Source organism: Propioniciclava sp. (assembly GCF_036744435.1).
Lineage (GTDB): Bacteria > Actinomycetota > Actinomycetes > Propionibacteriales > Propionibacteriaceae > Propioniciclava.
This window is the reverse complement of sequence record NZ_DAIOIA010000115.1, coordinates 1-9,089: the sequence shown is the minus strand read 5'-3', so window position 1 is coordinate 9,089 and position 9,089 is coordinate 1. Positions and strand designations below refer to the sequence as shown.

The following is a 9,089-nucleotide window of genomic DNA, read 5'->3' as shown; positions in this document are numbered from 1 at the left end:
GTCTTGAACCGGGGGAAGATGTCCTTGAAGGAACGGGCCTCGATGTGGTGGGTGCCGGGCATGCCGTTGGCCGTGGGCGGTCCCTCGTAGAAGGTCCAGCGCGGCGAGCCATCGGTCTGGGCGAGGGTCCGCTCGAACGTGCCGTGGTCGCGCCAGAACGCGAGCACCTCGTGCTCCATCGCGGGAAGGTCTACCTGCGGCGCGACGGCGTTGTACCCGGGTTGGGTGGTCATCTCATCCTCTTCGTTCCTCGTTCGGACGAAGGGACGAGGCGCGAGCCCCGCGGTACCACCCTCCTTGGACGCCGAGACGTCCCGCTTCCTTATGCGCCGCAGCCGGTTCTAGTGAGCCCGAGGGCTGTTCTTCCGGCGGCTCCGGGGTGATGGCCCCATCTCAGCCTTGCAGACCCTCCCAGTGTAGGGACGCCTGCAACCTTCGACCAAGCCGCCCGCCTTCGAGCGGAAACCGGGTCAGGGACGCAGGACGATTTTGCCGAGCATCGAGCTTTCCTCCATGGCCGCGTACGCCTCGGGCGCCTCGTCGAAGGACACCAGACGATCGACGGCGGGACGCAGTCCCGTCTGGCGCAGCAACGTGAGCAGTTCCCCAAACTCCTGACGCGTGCCCATCGTGGAGCCGATGACCCGCAGTTGCAGGAAGAACACCCGGTTGAGGTCGGCGGGCGGGTTGGGGCCGGAGGTGGCGCCGCAGGTGACCACGGTGCCGCCGGGACGCAGCGACTTCAGCGAATGCGACCAGGTGGCCTCCCCGACCGTCTCGATCACGGCGTCGACGCGCTCGGGCAGGCGGGCGCCCGGCTCGAAGGCCTGCTCAGCACCCTGAGCGAGCGCGAACGCGCGCTTCTCCTCGGTGCGGGCCGTCGCCCAGACCCGGTGCCCGAGTGCGTGAGCCAGCGCGATCGCGGCCGACGCCACCCCGCCGGAGGCGCCCTGGACGAGGACGGTGCCCGGCTTGGCCAGGCCCGAATCGTGGGTGAGCATCCGGTAGGCGGTCAGCCACGCGGTGGGCAGGCAGGCCGCCTGTTCGGCGGTGAGGAAGTCGGGCCGGTCGATGAGGTTGGCCGCGGGCACGGTGACCCATTCCGCCTGGGTGCCCTGGTGCAGCTCCGACAGCAGGCTGCGACGCGGGTCGTAGGTCTCATCGCCCACCCAGCCCGGCGTCGAGATGACCGAATGGACGATGACGGGGCGGCCGTCCTCGGTGCGTCCGGCGGCGTCCGTGCCGAGGATCATCGGCATCCGGTCGGCGGGCAACCCGACGCCGCGCAGCGACCACAGGTCGTGGTGGTTGAGTCCGGCCGCCTCGACCTGCACCTTCACCCAGCCCTCGGGCACCTCGGGTTCGGGTCGCTCCCCCACCCGCAGGGCGGACAGCGGGGCGGTGGGGTCGGCTTGCTCGACGAAGACTGCGCGCATGCGCTCAGCCTACGGCGCGGGGCTGACACGGGCACGACGGATGCCCAACCTCGGCGTCCTCAGGTGCGGATCCCCCGCCGTGCGCCTCAGCCCAGCAGTCGCTCGATGACCTGCGCGACGCCGTCCTCGTCGTTGGTGGCCGTCACCTCGTCGGAGACCTCCATCGCGGCGGGGACAGCGTTGGCCATCGCGACGCTGTGCCCGGCCCAGGCGAGCATCTCGACGTCGTTGTTGTTGTCGCCGAAGGCCACCACCTCGTCGGCAGAGTAGCCGCGATCGTGGGCGAACCGCGCCAGGGCGGTCGCCTTGGAGATGCCTTCCTTGCCGACTTCCAGGAACGGCGCCCCCGAGGTGGTGGGCCCGGCTCCGGGAACCGCGAGCTCGCGCGCCAACTCCAAGAGCGCCTCGGACGGGACGTCCAGATCGAGGAGGGCCAGCTTCACCGACGGCTCGGCCAGCACCTCCTCCAGATCGGCGCGCCGGTGCGACACCGCCCACCGGGACACCTCAGCGCCCGGGTCCTCCATGCCCGCGTAGCCGTGCTGCGTGACGTACACGTCGCCCGCCTGTCGCGCCGAGGACACCTTGACGCCGGGGTAGACGCGCAGGATGCCCTCCACGATCGCCCGCTGAGCGTGGACGCTGAGGGTCTCCTCGAACAGGATCTCGCGGGTGAGGGTGTTCATGGCGACCGAGCCGTTGCTGCCGACGACGGAGCCGTCCAGCGGCGAGTCGGCCACGATCGCGCCGATCGAGTAGGGCTGACGCCCCGAGATCGCGAGCACGTCGATCCCCTCGGCGCGGGCGCGGGCGAACGCCTCCCGGGTGCGGGGGCTGATGGTGCGGTGGTCGCTGCGGAGCAGTGTTCCGTCCATGTCGGTGGCGATCAGACGGATGGGCACAGCGCATCTCTCCTTGTGAATGTGTGAGGCAGCAGGGTTCTTAGACGGTGACGGCGCGCCGCCCCGAGAAGGCGCGGCCAAGAGTGATCTCGTCGGCGAACTCGAGATCGCCGCCCACGGGCAGGCCGGACGCCAGCCGCGAGATCGTGATCCCGGCGCTGGCCAGCAGTCGGGTGAGGTAGGTGGCGGTGGCTTCGCCCTCCAGGTTCGGGTCGGTGGCGAGGATGACCTCGGTAATGACCGGGGAGGACAGCCGACGCAGCAGTTCGGCGATGTGGAGGTCTTCGGGGCCGACGTGATCGATGGGGCTGATCGCCCCCCCGAGGACGTGGTAGAGCCCGCGGAACTCGCGGGTGCGTTCGATGGCGGCGACGTCCTTGGACTCCTCGACGACGCAGATGGTGGTCTGGTCGCGGCGCGGATCACGGCACACCCGGCAGGTAGTCTCCTCCGACACGTTGAAGCAGATGTCGCAGAACTTCACCTTGTCGACGACCTCGCGCAGCGCGACCACGAGCCGGTCGACGTCGTCGCGGTCGGTGTTGAGCAGGTGGAACGCGATCCGCTGCGCGCTCTTGGGACCGATCCCCGGTAGCCGACCCAGCTCGTCGATCAGCGTCTGGATGGGACCCTCGTACAACGTGTCTCCGCTCAGAAGGGCAGGTTCGGCAACTGCGGCATCGCCGCGTTCGCCAAAGCCTTGACCTGGGTGGACGCGTCCCGCAGCGCGGCGACGATGAGGTCCCCGAGCGTCTCGGGATCCTCGGGGTCGATCGCGGCCGGAGCGATGACGACGGCGGTCACATCGCCCTCGCCGGTCATGGTGACCTGCACGAGGTCGCCGCCCGCGGTGCCTTCGACGGTGGTGGCCGCCAGTTCGGCCTGCGCGTTGGCCATCTGCTGTTGCATGGCTTGGGCCTGGGCGAGCAGGGCGTTCATGTCGAAGCCGCCGCCTTCCGTGCCGAACATGGACATGCCGACCTCCCTTTCGTCGTCCTCATCCTAGGTGATCACCCACCACGGGCCCGCGGTTGCCAGGCCGGCCCGGCGGATCAGGTCGGGTCCGCGGGCGGGCGTCCCGGCTTGCGGAGCGGCGGTGCCTTCGGGTCGCGCCCGGCCTTCTTCAAGGCGTCCCGCAGCAACAACTCGATGTGGGAGTTGAGGCTGCGCAGGTCGTCGGCGGCCCACTTGGCCAAGGCCTCGTGAACGGCCGGGTCGAGGCGGAGCAGGAGCGACTTGCGCTCCCGCCGCCTCGACGCCGGGGACGCGGATGCCTCCGGTGGCGTCGCGTCGTCGTCTGGCGACATCAGCCGTACAGCGTCCCAGTGTTGATCACCGGCGTCGACCGGGAGTCCGAGCACAGCACCACGAGCAGGTTGGAGACCATGGCGGCCTTCCGCTCCTCATCGAGGGTGACGACGTCGTCCGCTTCCAGCCTGGCCAGCGCCTGCTCCACCATGCCGACCGCGCCTTCGACGATCTTGCTGCGGGCTGCAAGGACGGCGGAGGCCTGCTGCCGCTGCAGCATGGCATGAGCGATCTCGGCCGCGTAGGCGAGCGAGGAGATCCGCGTCTCGACGACCTCCAGGCCCGCGATCGTGATCCGGGCGGCGACCTCCTCGGCCAGTTCGCGAGAGACCAGGTCGGTGGAGCCGCGCAGGCTCTCCTCCCCCGCATCGGCGAAGTCGTAGGGGTGGGAGGAGGCGACGTGACGCAGGGCGGACTCGGCCTGGACGGTCACGAAGTCCTCGTACTGCTCGACGGCGAACACCGACTTGGCCGTGTCGGCGACCTGCCATACGACGATGGCGGCGATGTTGATGGGGTTGCCGTCGGCGTCGTTGACCTTCAGTTCGTTGGTCTCGAAGTTGCGGACCTTGACCGAGACCTTCTTCTTGGTCGTCAGGGGCACCGTCATCAACAGGCCTTGCTTGCGGACGGTGCCGAGGTAGCGTCCGAAGAACTGCGTCACCTTGGTGTCGCCCGGGGCGACGATGGTCAGCGACGACACCACCAGCAGGAACAGCACGAACGCCACCACGGAGGCGACCACACCCACCGCGCTGACGGGGCGTCCGTTGGTGTCGGCGCTGATCGCCGCCACCAGGCCCCAACTCGACCCGGCCAGCAGCAGCAGGGCGATCACCAGCGCGGCCGCCCCCGACATCGACCATGCCGTCCGCTCCTCGACGGTGACGCGGGTGCCTTCGTGCCCGACCGGACGACCGGCCGCCTCGCCGCCCACCGAGGGCTCCTCCTGCATCACAGTGCCCTGTGTCATGACGCCTCCTTAGAATCTGATAGCTAAGTGATATCACATTAGCGAGGGGAGGGATAGCCGCTACGCACACGCGGCGCCGCGTCGGGCGACCTCCACCACCGGCTCGAGGGCGCGCACGCCATAGCGACGCGACACCCACCACCAGATCCAGGCGGTGCTGCCGAGCGTCACGGGCAGACTGATCAGCAACAGCATCGGATCGACGGCCCCCTGCTCCAGGGTTGAAGACGCGCTGAACGTCGTGAACAGGAACAGCGTCAGGTTGTTGGCGGTGTGCAGGACGATGGCGCACTCCAGCCCGCCGCTCTTCCACGTCAGTGCCCCCATGCAGACGGCGAACACCGCGATGTCGATCTGTCCCACCCAGTCGTAGCCGTGCGCGAGCACGAAGAACGGCACCGGGATGAGGATGCCCCACAGGGGCGAGCGTAGCCACGTCCCGAACACCTGCAGCGGCAGGCCCCGGAAGACGTACTCCTCCCCCGCGCACTGCAGCGGAACCAGGAGGACGAAGAGGACGTACAGGAGGAGGGTGTGCGCGTTCACCGTCGGCCAAGCCAGGTCCGCGGGCGGCGCGACCAGGAACTGTGCCGTGTTGACGAGCGCATACAGCGGCAGGAGGACCACGCCGGCACGCAGGAGAAGCTCCCACCGCACGCGCCGCCGCACCGAGTGCAGGATCCCGGGGGCGCGCCCAGCCCAGCGCATCCCCAGGGCCGCGGCCGGCACCATGAGCGCGATCATGCCGAGTCCCACGACCATGTCGGCCGGGTTCGACGGGTCGCTGAGCTCAGGGGTCGGGATCCAGCGGTCCCCGAAGGTCCCCTCCATCGCGACCACCGTGAGGATGAGCAGCGGAAGCACGAACGCGAGGTAGAGGCCCACCGTGGCCCCGACAACGGCCAGCGGACGCCACCAGCGGGTGCCCTGGGCCGGAGACAGCAGGAGGCGGTGGTAGGCCAGCGGGCGAAGGACCGAGGCGCCGGAGGAGGACGGTCCGGCCGGGGTGGGCGCGTGGTCCGTCGAGGTGTTCGTCATCATGTCGTCCAGCCTTGCGGGCCAGCGTCTGCCCCGGATCGCCCATGCGGGTGGACTTCGCCGAGCATTCCCTCACCCGTTTGGGTGATCCCCTGGGCGCGGCCCGAACCTAGGATGACGAAGGTGCTGCAGTCCTCCGCCCTGTCGGCGTCCTCGTCGCGCCCCCTCGCCGCGCGCCACCCCCGGTTGTGGGCGCTGCTGGTCTCGGCTGTGTGTTGCGGTGTCGGAGCACTCGCCTACGTGGTGTTGTTCGGGCTCACCCTCGACGAATCCGGGGAGGCCCAGATCGCCGTCCTGGCCCCCTTCCTGGTCGCAGACCTCCTCGTGGGCATCGCGGCGTCCATCGCGGTGGGCCCCCTCCGCCGTTCCATCGTGGGCAACGTGGCGCTGGTCCTGGCCGGGGTGGTCAGCTCGTTCGCGATGCCTGCGGCCATCGTCGCCCTCGTCCGGCTCGGCGAGCGCCGTTCCCTGACGCTCGACGCTTCGCTGACAGTGACGATGGCCTTCGGCATGGCGGCGATGTCGTCTTGGCAGGACGCGGTGGCGGGGTCCGCCCAGACGGGGTTGGCCGGGAGCCCGCTGGCGGTCGCCTTGGTCGCGGCCGTGATGACGGCCGGACCGCTGCTGTGGGGGCGGGTCCGTGGCACGCGGGCGGCCTTGGTGACGGCGCTTCGCGAGCAGGCAGCAGCGGCCGAGCGCGCCAACGCTGCGCTCGCTCGCAGCCGGGAAATCGACGTGCAGCGCGCCCGCGCCGAGGAGCGCCGGGCCCTCGCCCGCGACATGCACGACGGCATTTCCCACCAACTGTCCGTCGTCGCCATCCACGCGGGCGCACTCGCCAGCCGCGACGATCTGCCTCCCGAACAGATCCGCAGCACCGCGCAGACCATCCGCGACGCGGCGGCCACCGCGGGCGGCATGCTCCGCGAGGCGCTGACGGCGCTGCGCGACCCCGCCGATCTGGGCGAGGCCGTCCCGCTCCCCACGGCAGCGTCCATCGAGGCGCTCGTGGAGGCCGCCCGCCTCGCGGGTCAGGACGTGAACCTCACCTGGCGTGGGATCACCCCTGAGGAGGTGGCCTGCTTCCCGGCGCGGGCCGTGACGCTGAGCCGCATCCTCGAGGAGGCGCTCGTGAATGCGGCCAAGCACGCGCCGGGCGAGGCCGTCACGATCCTGATCGCGCGCGAGCCGGGCCAGGTGGTGCTCCGCGCCGAGAACCGCCTGCCGGAGCGTCCCCCTCAGCCGGTGATCAGCACCGGGCATGGGCTCACCGGCGTGGCCGAGCGCGTTTCGCTGCTCAGGGGCGCGTCCTGGTTCGGGACGACGCCGGATCACCACTTCAGAGTGGAGGTAACGCTGCCATGGGAGTGACGCCACGGGTCGCCGTGCTCATCGTCGACGATGAGGCGCTCATGCGGGCGGGAATCCGTCTCATGATCGACGGAGTGGACGGCATCGAGGTGGTCGGCGAGGCGCCCGACGGGCGGGCCGCCATCGAGGCCGTCCAGCGACTCGACCCCGACGTGGTGCTCATGGACATCCGCATGCCCGGGATGAGCGGAATCGATGCGACGCGTGCCCTCGTCGCCGCGGGAACCCGCGCCCGCATCGTCGTGCTGACCGCCTTCGACACTGACGCGTTCTTGCTGGACGCGCTGCGTGCCGGTGCGCTCTCGTTCCTGTTGAAGGACGCCGCCCCCGACCTCGTGTTGGGGGCGGTCCAGGACGCGGCTGAGGGCCGCTCGCGGGTCTCGCCGGGGGCGCTCACCCGGCTGATGTCTTTGGCGACCCGGGAACCGGAGCAGCACGGCGCCCCGACGCCCCCCGCGGGGGAAGCACTGCGGATGGCGGGCGGGTCGGTCGCGCGTCCACCGTCGGTCACCGAGCGGGAATGGGAGGTCGGTCGCTTCGTCGCCCAGGGCCTGACGAACGCGGAGATCGCGGCAGCGCTGTACCTCAGCGGCGCCACGGTGAAAACGCACCTGGCGAGCCTGTTCGCGAAGCTGCACGTGAGCAACCGCGTCCAGTTGGCGATCCTCGTCCTGGAGCGCGAGCACCGCCCCTGAGCGGCGCACGATCGGCGCGTGATCGGCGCACGCGTGCGGCGCCCCGCGGGCCCCTGCTTGACATCCTCGTGGGGCCGCCCTTGGGGCCTGCCCGGGGCCGTGCCGGGTGAGGCATGCCGAGCCAACCGCCCAGCCCGCAGGCGCGGCAGGTGCCCCTGATGCGCCGCGGTCGGGACCGGCTCAGACGTGGTCGGGGTCCTCGTCGGCGATGAGTTGGCCGCCGAGCACCTTGGCGATCAACTCGGCTGAACCGAGCGCTTGGTCGTCGATGTCGGGGTCGTCGAGCGACTCGAGCGGCTCCGGCTCGTCTGTGGGCCCGACGCGGGTCGGCTCGATGTTCGCGCGGGCTCGCTCGGCGTGCTGGTGGGACGCTTCGGGCGCCGGCCGGCGTTCCTGAGCGGGCGCCGGGGGCGCCGCGGGTCTGTCAACCGGGCCGTCATCACCTCCGCCGCCAGCAATCACTTTCACGGTGGGCGCGACGCCGAGCACGTGGAGCACCGCCTCGCGGACGATCTGGTCGCTCCCACCACGCGCGAAGCTCTCCAGGGCGCCGGGGTTGTTCAGCGCGAGGGTGAGGACGCCGTCGGCGAACGTGTGCACTTGGGCGTTCTCCCGCAGGATGATCCAGGTGACCCGGCGGCGGCTGCGCACCGCGTCCAGAACCTCGGGCCAGCGCGCTCGCAGATCGGCCGTGCCCAGCCCCCCCGTGACCGGCGCCGCCTCGGGCTCGTTCGCTCCGGCTGGCGCGGCCTCCCGGGGCTGCTGCGGGGTGGTCGGCGTCGGCGCCGCGTTGATCGACCAACTCTCGACCGGCTGCGCCTCGGGGGCGGGCGTCGGCGTCGCGGGAGCCTGGGGGCGGCGTCCGCGGCGTCCTTCCTGAGTCGTAGCACTAGGAGCCCCGCCCTGCGTCGGCCGCTCCTGCCCGGCCACCGACCCTGCGGGGCGGCCCGACGGGCGTCCCGCGCCTGCGTGACTGCGTCCGGCGTCCTGCTCGTCGTAGGGGTCGAACGGAGGCTCGTCGTCGGAGTACGGATCGTACGGGGGTTCCGGAGCGCTGCCGCGCCCGGCGCCCGCCGCCGGCTGCGCGCGACCCAGCTCAGGCCGCGCACTATCGCCCGGGCCGCTATCGTTCGGGCCCGCGGGTCGCGCATCCGGAGTGGTCGCGCTCGCGGGAGCGGCACGATCGGCCTCGCCTGCGCTGCTCCCGGAACCGTCAGGGCTCGCCTCGCGTGCGCGGATATCCCCGTGACCGGCAGGCTCGCCCGAGGCCACGCCGCGTGAGCGGGCCTCCGTCGGGTCTACGAGACCCCCACGAGAATCGGCGACGCCCGCGTCCGGCCCCGTCGGAGCGTCGACAGGCTCCGCG

11 protein-coding genes are annotated in these 9,089 nt (G+C 71.2%); 2 read left to right on the top strand and 9 right to left on the bottom strand.

Annotated features, from left to right (window positions below):
- The 8 genes from V7E09_RS12590 to V7E09_RS12555 form a co-directional block, all read right to left on the bottom strand.
- On the bottom strand, window positions 1–233 hold a 233-nt coding region (locus V7E09_RS12590; protein WP_324523471.1), incomplete at its 3' end, for a class I tRNA ligase family protein.
- Window positions 234–470: 237 nt separating this feature from the next.
- Window positions 471–1,436: a zinc-binding dehydrogenase gene (locus V7E09_RS12585; RefSeq protein ID WP_324512291.1), complete on the bottom strand. Its 966-nt coding sequence runs from the start codon at window positions 1,434–1,436 to the stop codon at window positions 471–473.
- A gap of 86 nt (window positions 1,437–1,522) precedes the next feature.
- Window positions 1,523–2,338: a Cof-type HAD-IIB family hydrolase gene (locus tag V7E09_RS12580; protein ID WP_324512292.1), complete on the bottom strand. Its 816-nt coding sequence runs from the start codon at window positions 2,336–2,338 to the stop codon at window positions 1,523–1,525.
- Window positions 2,339–2,378: 40 nt separating this feature from the next.
- Window positions 2,379–2,978 (bottom strand): recombination mediator RecR, encoded by a 600-nt coding sequence (recR, locus tag V7E09_RS12575; protein ID WP_324512293.1) that lies wholly within the window; start codon window positions 2,976–2,978, stop codon window positions 2,379–2,381.
- An 11-nt stretch (window positions 2,979–2,989) separates the two neighbouring features.
- Window positions 2,990–3,313: a YbaB/EbfC family nucleoid-associated protein gene (locus V7E09_RS12570; RefSeq protein ID WP_324512294.1), complete on the bottom strand. Its 324-nt coding sequence runs from the start codon at window positions 3,311–3,313 to the stop codon at window positions 2,990–2,992.
- Between the two features lie 77 nt (window positions 3,314–3,390).
- Window positions 3,391–3,645: a toxin-antitoxin system HicB family antitoxin gene (locus tag V7E09_RS12565; RefSeq protein ID WP_324512295.1), complete on the bottom strand. Its 255-nt coding sequence runs from the start codon at window positions 3,643–3,645 to the stop codon at window positions 3,391–3,393.
- Window positions 3,645–4,619 carry an SPFH domain-containing protein gene (locus tag V7E09_RS12560; RefSeq protein ID WP_324512296.1) on the bottom strand — a complete coding sequence of 325 codons (975 nt, stop codon included), beginning with the start codon at window positions 4,617–4,619 and terminating at the stop codon, window positions 3,645–3,647. The genes V7E09_RS12565 and V7E09_RS12560 overlap by 1 nt, the downstream gene beginning before the upstream one ends.
- 60 nt (window positions 4,620–4,679) lie before the next feature.
- The gene (locus V7E09_RS12555) at window positions 4,680–5,660 is read right to left on the bottom strand and encodes a CPBP family intramembrane glutamic endopeptidase (RefSeq protein WP_324512297.1); all 981 of its coding nucleotides are present in this window, start codon (window positions 5,658–5,660) and stop codon (window positions 4,680–4,682) included.
- A gap of 120 nt (window positions 5,661–5,780) precedes the next feature.
- Here V7E09_RS12555 and V7E09_RS12550 point away from each other — a divergent pair, with 120 nt between their 5' ends.
- Together V7E09_RS12550 and V7E09_RS12545 are read left to right on the top strand one after the other, a co-directional pair.
- The gene (locus V7E09_RS12550) at window positions 5,781–7,028 is read left to right on the top strand and encodes a sensor histidine kinase (RefSeq protein WP_324512298.1); all 1,248 of its coding nucleotides are present in this window, start codon (window positions 5,781–5,783) and stop codon (window positions 7,026–7,028) included.
- Window positions 7,019–7,723, top strand: a complete 705-nt coding sequence (locus V7E09_RS12545; protein WP_324512299.1) for a response regulator transcription factor — start codon at window positions 7,019–7,021, stop codon at window positions 7,721–7,723. Before V7E09_RS12550 ends, V7E09_RS12545 begins: the two co-directional genes overlap by 10 nt.
- A 180-nt stretch (window positions 7,724–7,903) precedes the next feature.
- On the opposite strand, the gene V7E09_RS12540 is transcribed toward V7E09_RS12545, so the two are convergent.
- The gene (locus V7E09_RS12540) at window positions 7,904–8,653 is read right to left on the bottom strand and encodes a hypothetical protein (protein ID WP_324512300.1); all 750 of its coding nucleotides are present in this window, start codon (window positions 8,651–8,653) and stop codon (window positions 7,904–7,906) included.
- Between the last annotated feature and the right edge of the window lie 436 nt (window positions 8,654–9,089).

Bases quoted from the DNA above. Each gene is read 5' to 3' on its own strand.
- V7E09_RS12565 (WP_324512295.1), bottom strand. From the start codon at position 3,645: ATGTCGCCAGACGACGACGCGACGCCACCGGAGGCATCCGCGTCCCCG.
- V7E09_RS12570 (WP_324512294.1), bottom strand. From the start codon at position 3,313: ATGTCCATGTTCGGCACGGAAGGCGGCGGCTTCGACATGAACGCCCTG.
- V7E09_RS12545 (WP_324512299.1), top strand. From the start codon at position 7,019: ATGGGAGTGACGCCACGGGTCGCCGTGCTCATCGTCGACGATGAGGCG.
- V7E09_RS12585 (WP_324512291.1), bottom strand. From the start codon at position 1,436: ATGCGCGCAGTCTTCGTCGAGCAAGCCGACCCCACCGCCCCGCTGTCC.
- V7E09_RS12560 (WP_324512296.1), bottom strand. From the start codon at position 4,619: ATGACACAGGGCACTGTGATGCAGGAGGAGCCCTCGGTGGGCGGCGAG.
- V7E09_RS12555 (WP_324512297.1), bottom strand. From the start codon at position 5,660: ATGATGACGAACACCTCGACGGACCACGCGCCCACCCCGGCCGGACCG.